The organism is Bradyrhizobium arachidis (assembly GCF_024758505.1).
In the GTDB taxonomy this organism is placed as follows: Bacteria; Pseudomonadota; Alphaproteobacteria; order Rhizobiales; family Xanthobacteraceae; genus Bradyrhizobium; species Bradyrhizobium manausense_C.
The window spans coordinates 4,098,168-4,116,324 of the sequence record NZ_CP077970.1 but is presented as its reverse complement, the minus strand read 5'-3'; the positions used below and the strand labels follow the sequence as shown (position 1 = coordinate 4,116,324).

The window sequence follows — 18,157 nt, the reverse complement described above, 5'->3', positions numbered from 1 at the left end:
CCCCCCGTGTCGGGACCTCCGGTCTAAGCTACCTTAGCAAAAGCGCTTTTCAGCCTGAAGGGAAGATGAACGAAAGGCGTCCCTGCACTGCAACAAGCAAAGAAAGCAGCAAAAAGGCCGGCATGAGCCGGCCTTTTCGTCGTCCTCAGTAATCGTACGGAGGAGCTATTATTCCGCGGGCGGCAACGCCACCGGTTCCGCTTCCGGCGCCGGCGAGACGATGGAGGCCTGCTTCTCGCGCTCGTCGAGGATCAGCTTGTCGCGCTTCACGGCGACTTCGCGGATCTTGGCCATGGAGGCGCCGGTGCCTGCCGGGATCAGCCGGCCGACGATGACGTTCTCCTTGAGGCCCTCGAGCGGATCGACCTTGCCGTTGACCGCCGCTTCCGTGAGGACGCGGGTGGTCTCCTGGAACGAGGCCGCCGAGAAGAAGGAGCGGGTCTGCAGGCTCGCCTTGGTGATGCCGAGCAGAACCGGCGTTCCCGTAGCGGGCTTCTTGCCCTCTTCCTTCGCCTTCTCGTTGAGCTGGTCGAACTCGATCTTGTCGACCTGCTCGCCGGAGATCATGTCGGTCTCGCCCTGGTCGGTGATTTCCACCTTCTGGAGCATCTGACGGACAATCACCTCGATGTGCTTGTCGTTGATGAGCACGCCCTGCAGCCGGTAGACCTCCTGGATCTCGTTGACCAGATAGGCCGCGAGTTCCTCGATGCCCTTGATCGCCAGGATGTCGTGCGGCGCCGGGTTGCCTTCCACGATGAAGTCGCCCTTTTCGACGACGTCGCCGTCCTGAAGGTGGATGTGCTTGCCCTTCGGAATCAGGTACTCGCGAGTCTCCTCGGTCTTGTCCATCGGCTCGATCGAGATGCGGCGCTTGTTCTTGTAGTCGCGGCCGAACCGGATGGTGCCCGCGATTTCCGCGATAATCGCCGCGTCCTTCGGACGCCGTGCCTCGAACAGTTCCGCCACGCGCGGCAGACCGCCCGTGATGTCACGCGTCTTGGCGCTCTCGGTCGAGATACGGGCGAGGATGTCGCCCGGCGCAACCTTCGAGCCGGTGTCGACCGAAAGGATCGCGTCGACCGACAGCATGTAGCGGGCATCGCCGCCACGCGCGAGCTTGAGGACCTTGCCGTCCTTGCCCTTGACCACGATGGCCGGACGCAGGTCCGCGCCGCCGCGGGTCGAGCGCCAGTCGATGACCACGCGCTTGGCGATACCGGTGGACTCGTCGAGCGTTTCCGAGATCGACTGCCCCTCGACCAGATCCTCGAAGCCGATGGTGCCTTCCACCTCGGTGAGGAGCGGACGGGTGTAGGGATCCCACTCCGCGATGCGCTGGCCGCGCTTGACCATGTCGCCTTCGTCGACATGCAGGCGCGAGCCGTACTGGATGCGGTGCGTCGCACGCTCGGTGCCGTCGGCATCGACGATCGCGACCACCATGTTGCGCACCATCGCGATCAGGTGACCTTCGCTGTTGCGGGCGATGGCCTTGTTCCTGATCACGATCTTGCCGTCGAAATTGGATTCGACGAACGACTGCTCGTTGAGCTGCGCCGCACCGCCGATGTGGAAGGTGCGCATGGTGAGCTGGGTGCCCGGCTCACCGATCGACTGCGCCGCGATGACGCCGACCGCTTCGCCGTGGTTGACCGGCGTGCCGCGGGCGAGGTCGCGGCCGTAGCACTTGCCGCAGATGCCGTTGACGAGCTCGCAAGTCAGCGCCGAGCGGATCTTCACCTCCTGCACGCCACCCTGCTGGATGGCGTCCACGTGGATCTCTTCCATCAAGGTCCCGCGCTTGACGATCACCTTGCCGGAGGCGTCCTTGACGTCTTCGCCGGCCGTGCGGCCGAGGATGCGCGAGCCGAGCGAGGCGACCACGGTGCCGGCATCGACGATGGCGCGCATCTTGATGCCGAGCTTGGTGCCGCAGTCGTCCTGCGTGATGATGCAGTCCTGGGCAACGTCGACCAGACGCCGCGTCAGGTAGCCGGAGTTCGCGGTCTTCAACGCGGTGTCCGCGAGGCCCTTGCGGGCGCCGTGGGTCGAGTTGAAGTACTCGAGCACCGAGAGGCCTTCCTTGAAGTTCGAGATGATCGGCGTCTCGATGATCTCGCCCGACGGCTTGGCCATCAGGCCGCGCATGCCGGCGAGCTGGCGCATCTGCGCCGGCGAACCACGCGCACCGGAATGCGCCATCATGTAGATCGAGTTGATGTCGGCATCCGCCCCGCTCGCCGTCTTCTTGGTCGAGGAGATCTCCTTCATCATCGCCTTGGCGATTTCTTCCGTGGCCTTCGACCAGGCGTCGACGACCTTGTTGTACTTCTCGCCGTGCGTGATCAGACCGTCATTGTACTGCTGCTCGAAATCCTTCGCCAGCGTACGGGTGGTGTCGACGATCTTCCACTTGCCGTGCGGCACGACCATGTCGTCCTTGCCGAACGAGATGCCGGCCTTGAACGCGTTGTAGAAGCCGAGCGCCATGATGCGGTCGCAGAAGATCACCGTCTCCTTCTGACCACAGTGGCGGTAGACCTGGTCGATCACGCCGGAGATCTCGCGCTTGGTCATCAGCTTGTTGATGATGTCGTAGGAGATCTTCGGGCTCTTCGGCAGCACGTTGCCGAGCATGATGCGGCCGGGCGTGGTCTCGATCCAGCGGCGCGCGGGCTTGCCGTCCTCGCCGACGCCTTCCCACCGATACTTGATCTTGGTGTGGAGGTGGATGACCTTCGAATGCAGCGCATGCTCGAGCTCGGCCATCTCGCCGAACACCTTGCCCTCGCCGGGCATGCCTTCGCGCAGGATCGAGAGATAGTAGAGACCGAGCACGATGTCCTGCGACGGCACGATGATCGGCTGGCCGTTCGCCGGGTGCAGGATGTTGTTGGTCGACATCATCAGGACGCGCGCTTCCAACTGCGCTTCAAGCGACAGCGGAACGTGCACGGCCATCTGGTCGCCGTCGAAGTCGGCGTTGAACGCAGCGCAGACCAGCGGATGGAGCTGGATCGCCTTGCCCTCGATCAGCACCGGCTCGAACGCCTGGATGCCCAGGCGATGCAGCGTCGGCGCGCGGTTCAAGAGCACCGGATGCTCGCGGATCACCTCGTCCAGGATGTCCCAGACCTCGGGCCGCTCCTTCTCGACCAGCTTCTTGGCCTGCTTCACGGTGGTGGACAGGCCCTTGGCGTCGAGCCGCGAATAGATGAACGGCTTGAACAGCTCGAGCGCCATCTTCTTCGGCAGGCCGCACTGGTGCAGGCGCAGCTCGGGACCGACCACGATCACCGACCGGCCGGAATAGTCGACGCGCTTGCCGAGCAGGTTCTGGCGGAACCGGCCCTGCTTGCCCTTCAGCATGTCGGCGAGCGACTTCAATGGCCTCTTGTTGGCGCCGGTGATGACGCGGCCGCGGCGGCCGTTGTCGAACAGTGCATCGACCGCTTCCTGAAGCATGCGCTTCTCGTTGCGGATGATGATGTCGGGCGCGCGCAGCTCCATCAGCCGCTTCAAGCGGTTGTTGCGGTTGATGACGCGGCGGTAGAGGTCGTTGAGGTCGGAGGTCGCGAAGCGGCCGCCGTCCAGCGGCACCAGCGGACGCAGATCCGGCGGGATCACCGGAACGACCGTGAGGATCATCCATTCCGGCTTGTTGCCGGAGTGGCGGAACGCCTCGACGATCTTCAGACGCTTGGCGAGCTTCTTGTGCTTGATGTCGGAGTCGGTGTCGGCCATCTCCGCGCGCAGGGTCACCTCGAGCTTCTCGAGATCCATGCCCTTGAGCAGCTCGCGGATCGCTTCGGCGCCGATCATGGCGGTGAAGGAATCCTGGCCGTATTCGTCCTGCGCCTTCAGGTACTCGTCTTCCGACAGGAGCTGACGGTCCTTCAGCGCGGTGAGGCCCGGCTCGAGAACGACGTAGTATTCGAAGTACAGGATCCGCTCGAGATCCTTCAGCGTCATGTCGAGCAGGAGGCCGATGCGCGAGGGCAGCGACTTCAGGAACCAGATGTGGGCGACGGGCGCTGCGAGCTCGATATGGCCCATGCGCTCGCGCCGGACGCGCGACAGCGTAACCTCGACCGAGCACTTCTCGCAGATGATGCCCTTGTACTTCATGCGCTTGTACTTGCCGCACAAGCACTCGTAGTCCTTGATCGGCCCGAAGATGCGCGCGCAGAACAGACCGTCCCGCTCGGGCTTGAAGGTGCGGTAGTTGATGGTCTCCGGCTTCTTGATCTCGCCGTAGGACCAGGACAGAATCTTCTCGGGGGACGCGATCGAGATCCGGATCTGGTCGAAGACCTGAGCCGGCGTCGTCGGGTTAAAAAGATTCATAATTTCTTGGTTCATCGTCTTCTCCTCGCGTACCGGTCGCCTCCGGCAGCAAATTCGAAAATCACTTTGCGAGGCGCCCTGCCCTCAAGGCCTTGGGAGGGGCGCCGATGCCCGGCCGCAAAGGCCGGGCATGAAAGGTCGTATTACTCGGCCGCTTCCGACGTCGGCGCCGGTCCCACCTTGGAATTGTGCAGATCGACGTTGAGGCCGAGCGAGCGCATTTCCTTGACCAGCACGTTGAACGATTCCGGGATACCGGCCTCGAACGTGTCGTCGCCGCGCACGATCGCCTCGTACACCTTGGTTCGTCCCGCGACGTCGTCCGACTTCACGGTCAGCATTTCCTGGAGCGTGTAGGCCGCGCCGTAAGCTTCGAGCGCCCACACCTCCATTTCGCCGAAACGCTGGCCGCCGAACTGCGCCTTGCCGCCCAGCGGCTGCTGAGTGACGAGCGAGTACGGACCGATCGAACGCGCGTGGATCTTGTCGTCCACGAGATGGTGCAGCTTGAGCATGTAGATGTAGCCCACCGTCACCTTGCGATCGAAGGGATCGCCGGTGCGGCCGTCATAGACGGTCGACTGACCCGAAGCGTCGAGACCGGCGAGCTTCAGCATCTCCTCGATGTCGGACTCCTTGGCGCCGTCGAACACCGGCGTCGCGATCGGCACGCCGTGGCTCAGATTGCGGCCGAGCTCGATCAGTTCGCCGTCGTTGAGCGTCTTGATCGTCTCGTCGTCGCCGTAGATCCGCTTCAAGGTTTCCTTCAGCGGCTTCATGTCCTGCTTCGACAGATAGGCATCGACCGTCTGGCCGATGCGCCGCCCAAGGCCCGCGCAGGCCCAGCCGAGATGCGTCTCGAGGATCTGACCGACGTTCATGCGCGAGGGCACGCCCAGCGGGTTGAGCACGATGTCGGCATGCGTACCGTCCTCGAGGAACGGCATGTCCTCGATCGGCACGATCTTCGACACCACGCCCTTGTTGCCGTGGCGGCCGGCCATCTTGTCGCCGGGCTGGATCTTGCGCTTCACCGCGACGAAGACCTTGACCATCTTCATCACGCCGGGCGGCAGCTCGTCACCGCGCTGCAGCTTCTCGACCTTGTCGAGGAAGCGCTGCTCGAGCCCCTTCTTCGACTCGTCGTACTGCTTCCGCATGGCCTCGATCTCGGCCATCAGCTTGTCGTTGGGCGAGGCGAACAGCCACCACTGCGACTTCGGGTACTCCTCGAGCACCGCACGGGTGATCTTGGTGTCCTTCTTGAAGCCCTTGGGGCCCGCGATGCCCTGCCGTCCCTCGAGAAGGTCGGCGAGACGGCTGTAGACGTTGCGGTCCAGGATCGCCTGCTCGTCGTCGCGGTCCTTGGCGAGACGCTCGATCTCTTCCCGCTCGATCGCCAGCGCACGCTCGTCCTTGTCGACGCCGTGGCGGTTGAAGACGCGGACTTCGACGATGGTGCCCTGCACGCCCGGAGGAACGCGCAGCGAGGTGTCACGCACGTCGGAGGCCTTTTCGCCGAAGATGGCGCGGAGCAGCTTCTCTTCCGGCGTCATCGGGCTCTCGCCCTTCGGCGTGATCTTGCCGACCAGGATGTCGCCGGCGCGCACTTCCGCACCGATGTAGACGATGCCGGCTTCGTCGAGGTTCTTCAGCGCTTCTTCCGAGACGTTCGGAATGTCGCGGGTGATTTCCTCAGGTCCGAGCTTGGTGTCGCGGGCCATCACCTCGAATTCTTCGATATGAATCGAGGTAAACACGTCGTCCTTCACGATCCGCTCGGAGAGCAGGATCGAGTCTTCGAAGTTGTAGCCGTTCCACGGCATGAACGCGACGAGCACGTTGCGCCCCAGAGCGAGCTCGCCGAGGTCGGTCGACGGACCGTCCGCGATGATATCGCCCTTCTTGACGATGTCGCCGACCTTCACCAGCGGACGCTGGTTGATGCAGGTCGACTGGTTGGAGCGCTGGTACTTCATCAGGCGGTAGATATCGACGCCCGACTTGGTCGGATCGAGATCTTCCGTGGCGCGGATGACGACGCGGGTGGCGTCGATCTGGTCGATCACGCCCGAACGGCGCGCCGCGATCGCGGCACCCGAGTCACGCGCCACCACGCCTTCCATGCCGGTGCCGACGAACGGCGCTTCGGCGCGAACCAGCGGCACGGCCTGGCGCTGCATGTTCGAGCCCATCAGCGCGCGGTTGGCGTCGTCGTTCTCGAGGAACGGGATCAGCGCGGCGGCGACCGAAACGAGCTGCTTCGGCGACACGTCCATGTAGTCGACCTTGTCCGGCGTCACCGGCAAGACTTCGCCGGCGTGACGGCAGACCACGAGGTCTTCGGTGAAGCGGCCCTTGGCGTCGAGCGGCACGTTGGCCTGCGCGACGGTGTAGCGGCCCTCTTCCATCGCCGAGAGGTACACGACCTCGTCGGTGACGCGACCGTCCTTCACCTTACGATAAGGCGTCTCGACGAAGCCGTACTTGTTGACGCGCGCGAAGGTTGCGAGCGAGTTGATCAGGCCGATGTTCGGACCTTCAGGCGTCTCGATCGGGCAGATACGGCCGTAATGCGTCGGATGCACGTCGCGCACCTCGAAGCCGGCGCGCTCGCGGGTCAGACCGCCCGGTCCAAGCGCCGAGAGACGGCGCTTGTGGGTGATCTCCGACAGCGGGTTGGTCTGGTCCATGAACTGCGAGAGCTGCGAGGAGCCGAAGAACTCGCGTACGGCCGCAGCCGCGGGCTTCGCGTTGATCAGGTCCTGCGGCATGACCGTGTCGATGTCGACTGAGGACATGCGCTCCTTGATCGCGCGCTCCATGCGGAGCAGACCGATGCGGTACTGGTTCTCCATGAGCTCGCCGACCGAGCGCACACGGCGGTTGCCGAGGTGGTCGATGTCGTCGATCTCGCCCTTGCCGTCGCGCAGGTCCACCAGCGTCTTGATGACGGAGAGGATGTCTTCCTTGCGCAGCGTGCGCTGGGTGTCGGGCGCATCGAGGTCGAGGCGCATGTTCATCTTGACGCGGCCGACCGCGGAGAGGTCGTAACGCTCGGCGTCGAAGAACAGCGACTGGAACATCGCCTGCGCCGAATCCAGCGTCGGCGGCTCGCCCGGACGCATCACGCGGTAGATGTCGAACAGCGCGTCCTCGCGCGTCATGTTCTTGTCGGCCGAGAGCGTGTTGCGGATGTAGGCGCCGACATTGACGTGGTCGATGTCGAGCAGCGGCAGCTCCTTGTAGCCCTGCTCGTTCAGCAGCTTCATCGACTTGTCGGTGATCTCCTCGCCGGCTTCGGCGTGGATCTCACCGGTCTTCGGATTGACGAGGTCCTCGGCGAGGTAGTTGCCGACCAGCTCCTCATCCGACATGCGCAGCGCCTTCAGCCCCTTCTCCTGGAGCTGGCGGGCGGCACGGACGGTGAGCTTCTTGCCGGCCTCGAGCACGACCTTGCCGGTGTCGGCGTCGATCAGGTCGTTGATGGTCGAGTAGCCGCGGAAACGGTTGGCGTCGAACGGAACGCGCCAGCCTTCCTTGGTCCGCTTGTAGAGGATCTTCTTGTAGAAGGTGGACAGGATCGTTTCGCCGTCGAGACCGAGGGCGAACATCAGCGACGTCACCGGAATCTTGCGGCGACGGTCGATACGCGCATAGACGATGTCCTTGGCGTCGAACTCGATGTCGAGCCAGGAGCCGCGATACGGGATCACGCGGGCGGCGAACAGCAGCTTGCCCGAGGAGTGGGTCTTGCCCTTGTCGTGGTCGAAGAACACGCCGGGCGAACGGTGCATCTGGGAGACGATGACGCGCTCGGTGCCGTTGACGATGAAGGTGCCGTTCATCGTCATGAGCGGGATGTCGCCCATGTAGACGTCCTGCTCCTTGATGTCCTTCACCGACTTGGCGCCGGTTTCCTCGTCGATATCGAACACGATGAGGCGCAGCGTCACCTTGAGCGGCGCAGCGAAGGTCATGCCGCGCTGGCGGCACTCGTCGACGTCGTATTTCGGCGGCTCGAATTCATAGCGGACGAATTCCAGCATGGAGGTGCCGGAGAAGTCCGAGATCGGGAACACCGAACGGAAAACCGCCTGCAAGCCTTCGTCCGGCCGCCCGCCCTGGGGTTCCTCGACCATCAAGAACTGGTCGTAGGACGCCTTCTGAACCTCGATGAGGTTCGGCATCTCGGCGACTTCCTTGATGTGTCCGAAGAACTTGCGAACGCGTTTGCGACCGGTGAATGTCTGCTGCGCCATCGTGGCCTCTCATTTCGGCGCCCGCTTTGGGCGCGCCTTCCAGGACACGGCTGCCACCGTTCCCCGGGTTGAATTTTTCGAACCCGTTTCGAGAGCCAGAAGTCCAATTGCGGACCCTAAAGTCCTGAACTGTTCTTCAGACCTTCAAAACGCAAAACGACGCGCGGGGCGCGAAGGCGCACCCGCCCGTCACAACGATTGTCTTCACGGACTGCAAAAGCCCGAAATAGCCTGCTCTCCCAACGGCTTGCGGGAAGCTCGCCTTTTCCGCCGCCGCGCTTTCGTGCTGCCGACCCGATATGGGGCGACAATAGAGGAGATTCGAGGGGTAAGCCCTCAAATCCCCACACTTTTTCGTGTTCGGCCTGCGTCGGGTTGTCCCGTCGCACGCCTTTTGCATTAGACCCGCCTCTCCGCGGCCGAACACGGCCATCGAATTTGCGGGTCTGGATCCCGGGTCGCGCTGACGCCCGCCCGGGATCTCGCTCCAATAAGCTGCGCTTACTTGAGCTCGACCTTCGCGCCAGCCTTCTCGAGCTGGACCTTGATCTTGTCGGCCTCTTCCTTGTTCACGCCTTCCTTGACCGGCTTCGGCGCGCCCTCGACGAGGTCCTTTGCTTCCTTCAGGCCCAGGCCGGTGATGGCGCGGACTTCCTTGATGACTTCGATCTTCTTGTCGCCGGCGCTGGCGAGAACGACCGTGAACTCGGTCTTCTCTTCGGCCGGAGCGGCGGCAGCGCCACCAGCGGCGGGACCGGCCACGGCAACGGCCGCGGCGGCCGAGACGCCCCACTTCTCTTCGAGGAGCTTCGCGAGTTCGGCAGCTTCGAGCACGGTGAGGCTCGAGAGGTCGTCAACGATCTTCTGCAAGTCAGCCATAGTTCTGTTTCCTTAAGTCGTTTGGTTCGGGTTTGAGTTTTGCGAAGGGCGTCAGGCCGCTTCGCCCTTTGAGGCATGAGCCTGGATGACGCGCGCGAGCTTGCCCGCGGGCGCATTGGCGAGCTGGGCCAGCTTGGTCGCCGGGGCCACGATGAGGCCGACGATCTTGCCGCGCAGTTCGTCAAGCGACGGCAGCGAGGCAAGCGCCTTCACGCCGTCGACATTCAGGACGGTCTTTCCCATCGAGCCGCCAATGATGACGAACTTCTCGTTCGCCTTGGCGAAATCGATGGCGACCTTTGGCGCCGCCACCGGATCGTTCGAAGTAGCGATCACGGTCGGCCCCTTCAGCATGGGGCCGATGGCAACGACGTCAGTGCCTTCAAGAGCAATTTTGGCGAGACGGTTCTTCGAGACCTTCACCGACGCACCCGCCTGCTTCATCTGCATGCGCAGCTTCTGCATCTGGGCCACGGTGAGGCCGGAATATTGAGCAACGACCGCGACGCTCGTGGTCTTGAAGACCTCATTGAGCTGTTCGACCGCCTCTTTTTTTGCCGCTCGTTCCACAGCAAGCTCTCTCCGGTTGGCAGTCGCGCGAAAGCGGGACTGCCGGGTTGCACCCATCGTCCCACCCAAACCTGAACCTCTGGGTCAAAACCCTTTGGACACGCCGGGGCGAGACGACAATTAAAGCCTGCCCTCCCGAAGCCTTTTGGGCCCACGGGGTGTCGAGGTCCGAACCAAACCCATTCCGAGCCGCCCGAAGGCAAGGCTGCGAAGCGAAATCCGGTCTTCACCCGTCTATGCAGGCCGTGCGATTAAGCCGTTGAAGAACCTGAATTCTCCGCGGGCGCCTGCAGTCTTGGACAGGACGAGGTCAGCCGGCATGCCGGTTAACCCCTGCGCGCCTTCCGCCTAGCGAAGCGGTTCCCCTTCCTTTCGGGCAAATCCTGTCGGATATCCCAAAGAGGAATGGTCTCCTATCGTGTCGGGTTTTCGGAATGCGTGCACGAACGCGCCAGCCACCGCCAGCACGTCCGGATGCGGTTCTTTAACCGCTCCGGTGGCGCTTGCCAAGGGCAAAATTCACACCAGTTCCAATCGATTGGCCAAAGCACTTGACCTGGCCGAAAGCACCCGATTCAGGCCGTTTTGCCCTCGGGCCGCACATCATGGGGCAGCGGCTTGCCATCGAAGAGCGCGGTCAGATTGGCCAGGACGCAGTTCTGCATGGCGACATGCGAATCGAGCGTGTGCCCGCCGATATGCGGGCTGAGGACCACGTTGGGCAGCGCCGTCAGCGCGTCGGGCACATGGGGTTCCCTCGCATAGACGTCGAGGCCGGCGCCAGCGATGGTCCCGTCGGTCAGCGCCGCAACCAGCGCCGCTTCGTCGATGACCGAGCCGCGGGAGATATTGACGATGAAGCCGTCGGCGCCCACCCGCTTGAGGATATCGGCGTTGACGACGTGGTTGGTCTCCGCGCTCGCGCGCACCGCCACCATCAGCACGCTGCACCAGTCGGCCATCGCTTCGAGCGTCGGAAAGTACTGATAGGGCAAATCGTGCCGGCTGCGGCTGAAATAACCAACCTCGGATTCGAACGCGGCACAGCGCGCGGCAATCTTCCGGCCGATCTCGCCCATGCCGTAGACGCCGATCCGGCGGCTCGGCATCCCCGCCTGCGGCCGCATCATCGGCGACTGTCTCGAGGCGGCCCAATCGCCGCTCCTGACATATTGGTCGGCGACCAGGATGCGCCGAGTGGCGGCCAGCATCAGCGTCATCGCGATGTCGGCAACCGAAGCAGCATTGGCGCCGGGGCTATGGCCGACCGCGATGTTGCGCGCGGCGGCCGCCTTCAGGTCGACGCCGTCATAACCGGTGCCGTAGCAGACGATCGCGCCGAGCTTCGGGAAGCGATCCATCTCGGCGCCGCCGAGCGGCGTGCCGCCCGCCGTCAGCACCGCGCGAACGCCGGCGAGCTCCTCGGCGGGAAACACCTCGTGCGCCGGCTTGCCCGCGGTGTCGAGCAGCTCGAACGCTTCCGCAAAGCGCGTCATCATCGTCTTCGGAAAGCGCGAGTAGATCAGGACCTTGTCAGCCATTGTTGTTATTTCTCCCGAAGTCCGCCGCACAAACGGAAGGGGCGGAATCGGTTGCCCAATTCCGCCCCTGCCCTCATCTCTTTATCTATCGCTTCAGCCGAGGATGGTGCCCGGCTCGACCTTCACGCCGGGACCCATGGTCGAGGACACCGCAACGCGCTGGATGTAAGTGCCCTTGGAACCGGCCGGCTTCGCCTTGGCGACCGCATCCGTGAGCGCCTTGACGTTCTCGACCAGCTTCTCCTCGGAGAACGAGGCCTTGCCGACGCCGGCCTGCACGATGCCGGCCTTCTCGACGCGGAACTCGACCGAGCCGCCCTTCGCGCCCTTCACGGCGTTGGTGACGTCCATGGTGACGGTACCGATCTTCGGGTTCGGCATCAGGCCGCGCGGGCCGAGCACCTTACCGAGACGGCCGACCAGCGGCATCATGTCGGGAGTGGCGATACAACGGTCGAAATCGATCGTGCCGTTCTGCACCTTCTCGACCAGGTCTTCGGCGCCGACAACGTCGGCACCGGCAGCCTTGGCCTCGTCAGCCTTGGCGCCACGGGCGAACACGCCGACGCGCAGCGTGCGGCCGGTGCCGTTCGGCAGGTTGACGACGCCGCGGACCATCTGGTCGGCGTGACGGGGATCGACGCCGAGATTGATCGCGATCTCGATCGTCTCGTCGAACTTCGACTTGGCGCGCTCCTTGACCATCTTGATGGCCTCCGCGAGCGGATAGAGCTTTTCGCGGTCAACGCCTTCGCGGGCTTTCTTCAAACGCTTTCCGATTGCCATGACCGCTTACCCCGCCACTTCCAGACCCATCGAACGGGCAGAGCCCTCGACCATCTTCATGGCCGACTCGATGCTGTCGCAATTGAGATCCTTCATCTTCTTCTCGGCGATCTCGCGCACCTGCGCCTTGGTCACCTTGCCGGCCTTGTCACGGCCCGGCGCCTTCGAGCCGGACTGGATTTTTGCAGCCTGCTTGAGGAAGTAGGACATCGGTGGCGTCTTCATCTCGAAGGTGAAGGAACGGTCCGCATAGATGGTGATGATCACGGGGATCGGGGTGTTCTTCTCTTCCTTCTGGGTCTGGGCATTGAACGCCTTGCAGAATTCCATGATGTTGAGACCGCGCTGACCAAGCGCGGGACCGATCGGTGGCGACGGGTTCGCCGCACCGGCCGGGACCTGAAGCTTCAGGTATCCGGTCACTTTCTTTGCCATGTATCACTCCTGTTGTGCCGGCCTATCGGCCAGCGGTTTCAGGTTCCGTGGTTGGGATCGAGCGCGGCTGGCAACCGCCCTCTTCCTCCCACGGCCTTATTCAACGCAGAGACGCGCTCCGCGCTTTTGGTTCAACGCAGAGACGCGCTCCGCGCTATTGCGGTCAGACCTTCTCGACCTGACCGAATTCCAGTTCGACCGGCGTTGCACGGCCGAAGATCGACACCGCGACCTTCAGGCGCGAACGCGCCTCGTCGATTTCCTCGACCACACCGGAGAACGACGCGAACGGGCCGTCGGCCACGCGCACGTTCTCGCCGATCTCGAACGACACCGACGCCTTCGGCCGCTCAACGCCCTCCTGCACCTGGTGCAGGATGCGCATCGCCTCGTTCTCCGAGATCGGCATCGGCTTGTTTTCGGCGCCGAGGAAGCCGGTCACCTTCGGCGTGTTCTTGATGAGATGGAACGCCTCGTCGGTCAGCTTCATCTTCACCAGCACATAGCCCGGGAAGAACTTTCGCTCGGCGTCGATCTTGCGGCCGCGGCGCACTTCCGTGACCTTCTCGGTCGGCACCAAGACCTGCTCGAACAGTTCCTCGAGCCCGCGCTGCTTCGCCTGCTCGCGGATCGATTCGGCGACCTTCTTCTCGAAGTTCGAGTAGGCGTGGACGATATACCAGCGCTTGTCGGACAGTTGTGCTGTAGCTGTTGCCATCAGTGAACGCCCAAAAGGAGGGTGACGAGGTAGCGGATGATCTGGTCGGCGGCGAAGAAGAAGATCGACGCCAGCGCGACCATGACGAACACCATGATGGTGGTGATCGTGGTCTCACGACGGGTCGGCCAGGTAACCTTGGCGGTCTCCGAGCGCACTTCCTGCAAGAATTTAAACGGGCTGATCGCCATCGTTCGGTGTCCAACGTCCGTCGCGAGACGGCTAAAGATTATCGGGGATCCGAACAGCCGCCTTGGGCCCAGCCCTCAATCAGAAGGATGAGCCGGAAACCGGGCTCGATTGTTCGGGGATTTCAAAGCCGCGCCGGAGATCCGCGTTTAACGGGCCGGCTGCAGGTGGCGGGTATCTACTGCGGATGCGGCCAAAGGTCAAGGTATCGGCGGCTGCTGCCGATACGCAGGGATGCTCGATGCCGCTTCGGAAAGGTTCGGGATCAAGGGGTTACTGGCAGCGTTCGCTGGCAGGAGTGGCAGGGCTCGAACCTGCGACCCCCGGTTTTGGAGACCGGTGCTCTACCAATTGAGCTACACTCCTACGAACCTGCGTCGCCGCGGCTCAGGGCCGCTTTCAAGCACAGGGGGCGGCCGGATTGCAAGGGAGAAGCGCGAGCAGACGGCTTGTTCAGGCCGCGACTTCTGGGCCACAGTTCATCTTCAACAACAAGAACAACCCGGGAGAGACCATGCCCCCCCAAGCCGCCGTAAAGCCCGTCACCGCCCCGCAGACCCCGCCTTTGCCGCAGGCCAAGCCCGAAACGCTCGGTTTGTCCCCTGCCCGCCTGCAGGTGATGTCTGATACCTTCAAGCGCGAGATCGACAAGGGAACCGTCCCCGGCGTGACCGTGCTGGTGGCCCGCCGCGGCCAGGTCGGCTGGTTCGAGGCGCTCGGCAGGCAGAACCCGGCGGCCAGCGTACCGATGGCGCATGATTCGATCTTCCGGGCCTTCTCCATGACCAAGCCGATCGTCTCGGTCGGCATCATGATGCTGGTCGAGGACGGCCACCTCCTGCTCGGCGACCCCGTATCAAAGTTCATCCCGGAATTCGCGGAGCAGAAGGTCGGCATCGTGGCGAACGGCAAGCTGGAGCTGGTTCCACCCAAGCGGCCGATGACGGTGCAGGACCTGCTGCGCCACACCTCGGGCCTGACCTATGAGCACCAGGGCGACGGCCCCGTGCACAAGCTCTATCAGGAATCGCGGGTGCGCAGCCGCAAGATCACCAATGCCGAGCACGCGGCGCTGGTCGCGAGCTTTCCCCTCGTCTGCCATCCCGGCGCGGAGTTCAATTACAGCCGCTCGACCGACATCCTTGGCCGCATCATCGAGATCATCAGCGGCCAATCGCTCGGCACGTTCCTCAACCAGCGCATCCTTGCGCCGCTGCAGATGGCCGACACCGGCTTCTCGACCAGTGAGGCCAATGCCGGCCGCCTTGCGGAGGCCTTCCCGACCGATCCATGGACCGGCGACAAGGTCGCTCTCTTCAACATGCTGGAGAAGCCGGTGATGGAGTCCGGCGGCGGCGGTCTCGTCACCACCACGATGGACTACGCGCGCTTCGCGCTGATGTTGCGCAATGGCGGCACGCTCGACGGCAACAGGATCATCGGCCGCAAGACGCTGGAGCTGATGGCGTCCGATCACCTCGGGCCGGACGTGCCGACCAACGGCACGCTGCTCGCACCCGGCCACGGCTTTGGTCTCGGCTTCGCTGTGCGCCGCGAGGCCGGCATCGCGCCGTTCCCGGGCAGCGTCGGCCAGTATTTCTGGAGCGGCATCGCCGGCACCTTCTTCTGGATCGATCCGAAGGAGGACCTTTTCGCTGTGTTCATGAGCCAGGGCCCCGGCCAGCGCGACTACACGCGGACGCTGGTGCGGGATCTGGTTTACGCGGCGGTGGAGTGATGTCCTTCGCGTAGTAGCAACGCTGCTTCCCCACTCTCACTGTCATGCCCCGGCTTGACCGGGGCATCCAGTACTTCGCGGCGCCAGTTCGTTCACACAACTCCCGCCTCTGGGATACTGGATCGCCCGCCTTCGCGGGCGATGACAGATGTGTGTTGGGCTGCTTGCGTGCCCCGCTCTATCGCGTCAGCTGATCGTCGCGCCGCCGTCGATGACCATGGTCTGTCCCGTCATGAAGTCGCCGGCCTTGGAGCCCAGGAACACGGCTGCGCCCGCGATCTCGTCGGGGATGCCGATGCGCAAGAGCGGCGAGCGCGAGGTCGAGGCCTTCAGGTTCTCCGGATTATCCCACAGCGCCTTGGCAAAGTCGGTCTTGATCAGGCCGGGCGCGATGCAGTTCACGCGGATGTTGTGCTTGCCGTATTCGCAGGCGAGGTTGCGTGCGAGCTGCATGTCGGCGGCCTTCGAGATGGCGTAGGCGCCGAGGATGGTCGAGCCCTTCAACCCGCCGATCGAGGACACGATGATGATCGAGCCGTCCTTGCGCTCGATCATCTGCGGCACCACCATCGAGATCAGCCAGTTGTTGGCGACGATGTTGTTGTCGAGGATCTTTCGGAACTGATCATCGGAGATGCCGGCGAGCGGACCGTAATACGGGTTCGACGCGGCGTTGCAGACCAGCACGTCGATCTTGCCGAAGGCGCGATTGCTCTCGTCGATCAGGTTCTGCAGATTCTCCTTCGAGGAGATGTTGGCGGCGATGGCGACCGCGGTGCCCTTGCCGAACTTGTCGTTGATGTCCTTGGCGACCTGGTCGCAGACGTCAGCCTTGCGCGAGGAGATCACCACCTTGGCGCCGTGCTCGGCCATGCGCTCGGCGATCGCAAGCCCGATGCCGCGCGTCGAGCCGGTGATGACGGCGACTTTTCCCTTCATGTCGAACAAGGTCATGTGTCTCTCCCAGAGTACGAGTTCAATTTGTTTGAAGCCTGCGCCGCGCCCAAGTGATCGGACAAAGGCTCAGGCGAGTTTCTTGACTTCCGGCCCCGCCGGCTGATGCATCGCTGCGTGCGCGTCGTCGGCGATCCACGGCTGCTGATTGACCATCGGCAGGCGCCAGACCTTGCGCTCGGGAGTTGCAAAATAGTCGAGCCGCGTCACCGAGCAATTGTCGATGTCGAAGGACAGGCCCCGCTCCGGCTGACCATCGAGCGCGAGCCCGAGCGCCGCCTTGATCGTGCCGCCATGCGCGACCGCGATCACGTCCTGCCCGGCGGCCTCGACGTTGATCCGCTCGATGGTGCGGCGGGTGCGGTTATAGAGATCCATGAAGCTTTCGCCGCCAGGCGCTGGAACGTTGATGTCGGCGAACCAGCTACTGCCCGGCGGACGGCTGGCGAGGAACGCGGCGCGGCTCGTGCCCTGCCATTGGCCGAGATGCTGTTCGGCGAGATCAGCTTCCCATTTCATCGTTGCGGGCTTTGGAAAACCGGCCGCCCAGATCGCTTCCGCGGTCTGATGCGTACGCATCAGATTGCTAGAGTACCACACCGCATCGCGCGGCAGAACTTTCGCGACCGCGTTGAACACGTAGGTGTCGCTGGTGTCGCAGGCGAGGTCGGCCTGACCGTAGATGTTGCCGCCGTCATTGCGCACCGGCGCGTGACGGACCCACCACCACCGCGTCGTGACGACCTTGGGCTTGTCTTGATCGGACTTCATCGAAACCCTTCCATCCCGTTTGATGTCGCTGTACGTCAGTAGCGAACGCGTCTCAAGTGACTAGCGTGTTTGAAATCTTGTTTGAAATTCCGTCGCGCGGCAAGCGTCGCGCGTGAGCCAAAGGGAGCAACGCATGGGCCGCCTGCAGGGCAAATCCGTCATCATCACTGGCGCAGGCAGCGGCATCGGCCGTGCGGCGGCGCTCCTGTTCACCAAAGAAGGCGCAAAGCTGATCGCGGTCGATCGCACCGAAGCGGTGAAGGAGACCGTCGACGAGGTGAAGAAAGCCGGCGGCATCGCCGAAGCGATGATGGCCGATGCGGGCTCCGAGAAGGACGTCATTGCCGTCATCGACCGCGCGGTGAAGGCCCATGGTCGGCTCGACGTGATCTGGGCCAACGCAGGCGTCTCGGGCGGACTCGTGCCGCTCGGCGAGCAGACGGTCGAGCAGTGGCAGGAAGTTTTGCGCGTCAATCTGATCGGACCGTTCCTCGCCGTGAAGCACGCGATGCCGCACATGGTGAAGCAGCAATATGGCTCGATCGTTCTGACCGCGTCGGTCGCGGGCCTCAAGGCGGGCGCCAGCGGTCATCCCTATGCCGCCAGCAAGGCCGGCGTGATCAGCCTGGTGCAGACCACCGCCTACTCGCTCACCGGCACCGGCGTGCGCATCAACGCGGTGTGCCCCGGCCTGATCGAGACCGGCATGACCAAACCGATCTTCGATCGCGCCAAGGAGCGCGGCACATCAGACAAGATCGGCCAGCTCAACCCGCTGAAGCGCCCCGGCCAGCCGCACGAGCTCGCCGCGATGGGACTGTTCCTGGCGAGCGACGAAGCGTCGTATGTGAATGGTCAGGCCTTCCCGGTCGACGGCGGCCTGACGGCATCGATGCCCTATACGGGTAAGCCGGTGTGACAGCCCGCGTGTCCCGGATGCGGTGCGGCATGAAATGACGCGCCG

At 63.6% G+C, this 18,157-nt stretch carries 13 protein-coding genes and 1 tRNA gene; 2 read left to right on the top strand and 12 right to left on the bottom strand.

From position 1 onward, the window contains the following. Window positions 1-168: 168 nt before the first annotated feature. The 10 genes from rpoC to KUF59_RS18690 all read right to left on the bottom strand — a co-directional run bounded on the left by rpoC (window position 169) and on the right by KUF59_RS18690 (window position 14,096). Window positions 169-4,365 carry a DNA-directed RNA polymerase subunit beta' gene (gene rpoC, locus KUF59_RS18735; RefSeq protein WP_212456584.1) on the bottom strand — a complete coding sequence of 1,399 codons (4,197 nt, stop codon included), beginning with the start codon at window positions 4,363-4,365 and terminating at the stop codon, window positions 169-171. Between the two features lie 128 nt (window positions 4,366-4,493). Next, entirely contained in the window at window positions 4,494-8,612 is a 4,119-nt protein-coding gene (gene rpoB / locus KUF59_RS18730; RefSeq protein ID WP_212456585.1) for a DNA-directed RNA polymerase subunit beta, read from the bottom strand. A gap of 501 nt (window positions 8,613-9,113) precedes the next feature. Next, complete coding sequence (gene rplL, locus KUF59_RS18725) at window positions 9,114-9,491, bottom strand: 50S ribosomal protein L7/L12 (RefSeq protein WP_212456586.1); 378 nt, start codon at window positions 9,489-9,491, stop codon at window positions 9,114-9,116. A 51-nt stretch (window positions 9,492-9,542) separates the two neighbouring features. Continuing rightward, window positions 9,543-10,061, bottom strand: coding sequence for a 50S ribosomal protein L10 (gene rplJ, locus KUF59_RS18720; protein WP_027520974.1), 519 nt, complete (start codon window positions 10,059-10,061; stop codon window positions 9,543-9,545). A 575-nt stretch (window positions 10,062-10,636) separates the two neighbouring features. Continuing rightward, entirely contained in the window at window positions 10,637-11,602 is a 966-nt protein-coding gene (locus KUF59_RS18715) for a 2-hydroxyacid dehydrogenase (protein WP_212456587.1), read from the bottom strand. Between the two features lie 93 nt (window positions 11,603-11,695). Continuing rightward, window positions 11,696-12,388, bottom strand: coding sequence for a 50S ribosomal protein L1 (rplA, locus tag KUF59_RS18710; protein ID WP_212456588.1), 693 nt, complete (start codon window positions 12,386-12,388; stop codon window positions 11,696-11,698). 6 nt (window positions 12,389-12,394) lie between these two features. Continuing rightward, window positions 12,395-12,823 carry a 50S ribosomal protein L11 gene (rplK, locus tag KUF59_RS18705; protein WP_128933125.1) on the bottom strand — a complete coding sequence of 143 codons (429 nt, stop codon included), beginning with the start codon at window positions 12,821-12,823 and terminating at the stop codon, window positions 12,395-12,397. A 163-nt stretch (window positions 12,824-12,986) separates the two neighbouring features. After that, window positions 12,987-13,541, bottom strand: a complete 555-nt coding sequence (gene nusG / locus KUF59_RS18700; RefSeq protein ID WP_212456589.1) for a transcription termination/antitermination protein NusG — start codon at window positions 13,539-13,541, stop codon at window positions 12,987-12,989. Further along, complete coding sequence (gene secE, locus KUF59_RS18695; protein WP_140976499.1) at window positions 13,541-13,732, bottom strand: preprotein translocase subunit SecE; 192 nt, start codon at window positions 13,730-13,732, stop codon at window positions 13,541-13,543. Before secE ends, nusG begins: the two co-directional genes overlap by 1 nt. A gap of 288 nt (window positions 13,733-14,020) precedes the next feature. Further along, window positions 14,021-14,096 (bottom strand) — tRNA-Trp (locus tag KUF59_RS18690). 148 nt (window positions 14,097-14,244) lie between these two features. On the opposite strand from KUF59_RS18690, the gene KUF59_RS18685 reads away from it, so the two are divergent. Next, window positions 14,245-15,468, top strand: a complete 1,224-nt coding sequence (locus KUF59_RS18685) for a serine hydrolase domain-containing protein (RefSeq protein ID WP_212456590.1) — start codon at window positions 14,245-14,247, stop codon at window positions 15,466-15,468. A gap of 186 nt (window positions 15,469-15,654) precedes the next feature. Here KUF59_RS18685 and KUF59_RS18680 read toward each other — a convergent pair whose 3' ends face one another. Further along, window positions 15,655-16,422 (bottom strand): SDR family NAD(P)-dependent oxidoreductase, encoded by a 768-nt coding sequence (locus KUF59_RS18680; RefSeq protein WP_212456591.1) that lies wholly within the window; start codon window positions 16,420-16,422, stop codon window positions 15,655-15,657. A gap of 69 nt (window positions 16,423-16,491) precedes the next feature. Then, window positions 16,492-17,193, bottom strand: a complete 702-nt coding sequence (locus KUF59_RS18675; protein ID WP_212456592.1) for a histidine phosphatase family protein — start codon at window positions 17,191-17,193, stop codon at window positions 16,492-16,494. Window positions 17,194-17,326: 133 nt separating this feature from the next. On the opposite strand from KUF59_RS18675, the gene KUF59_RS18670 reads away from it, so the two are divergent. Then, a complete protein-coding gene (locus KUF59_RS18670; RefSeq protein ID WP_212456593.1) occupies window positions 17,327-18,112 on the top strand; it encodes an SDR family NAD(P)-dependent oxidoreductase in 786 nt (261 codons plus the stop codon). Window positions 18,113-18,157 lie beyond the last annotated feature (45 nt).

What these genes read in the sequence shown, in the direction of transcription:
- rpoC (WP_212456584.1), bottom strand. Translation starts at nt 4,365, where the DNA reads ATGAACCAAGAAATTATGAATCTTTTTAACCCGACGACGCCGGCTCAG.
- rpoB (WP_212456585.1), bottom strand. Translation starts at nt 8,612, where the DNA reads ATGGCGCAGCAGACATTCACCGGTCGCAAACGCGTTCGCAAGTTCTTC.
- rplL (WP_212456586.1), bottom strand. Translation starts at nt 9,491, where the DNA reads ATGGCTGACTTGCAGAAGATCGTTGACGACCTCTCGAGCCTCACCGTG.
- KUF59_RS18715 (WP_212456587.1), bottom strand. Translation starts at nt 11,602, where the DNA reads ATGGCTGACAAGGTCCTGATCTACTCGCGCTTTCCGAAGACGATGATG.
- rplA (WP_212456588.1), bottom strand. Translation starts at nt 12,388, where the DNA reads ATGGCAATCGGAAAGCGTTTGAAGAAAGCCCGCGAAGGCGTTGACCGC.
- rplK (WP_128933125.1), bottom strand. Translation starts at nt 12,823, where the DNA reads ATGGCAAAGAAAGTGACCGGATACCTGAAGCTTCAGGTCCCGGCCGGT.
- nusG (WP_212456589.1), bottom strand. Translation starts at nt 13,541, where the DNA reads ATGGCAACAGCTACAGCACAACTGTCCGACAAGCGCTGGTATATCGTC.
- secE (WP_140976499.1), bottom strand. Translation starts at nt 13,732, where the DNA reads ATGGCGATCAGCCCGTTTAAATTCTTGCAGGAAGTGCGCTCGGAGACC.
- KUF59_RS18685 (WP_212456590.1), top strand. Translation starts at nt 14,245, where the DNA reads ATGCCCCCCCAAGCCGCCGTAAAGCCCGTCACCGCCCCGCAGACCCCG.
- KUF59_RS18680 (WP_212456591.1), bottom strand. Translation starts at nt 16,422, where the DNA reads ATGACCTTGTTCGACATGAAGGGAAAAGTCGCCGTCATCACCGGCTCG.
- KUF59_RS18675 (WP_212456592.1), bottom strand. Translation starts at nt 17,193, where the DNA reads ATGAAGTCCGATCAAGACAAGCCCAAGGTCGTCACGACGCGGTGGTGG.
- KUF59_RS18670 (WP_212456593.1), top strand. Translation starts at nt 17,327, where the DNA reads ATGGGCCGCCTGCAGGGCAAATCCGTCATCATCACTGGCGCAGGCAGC.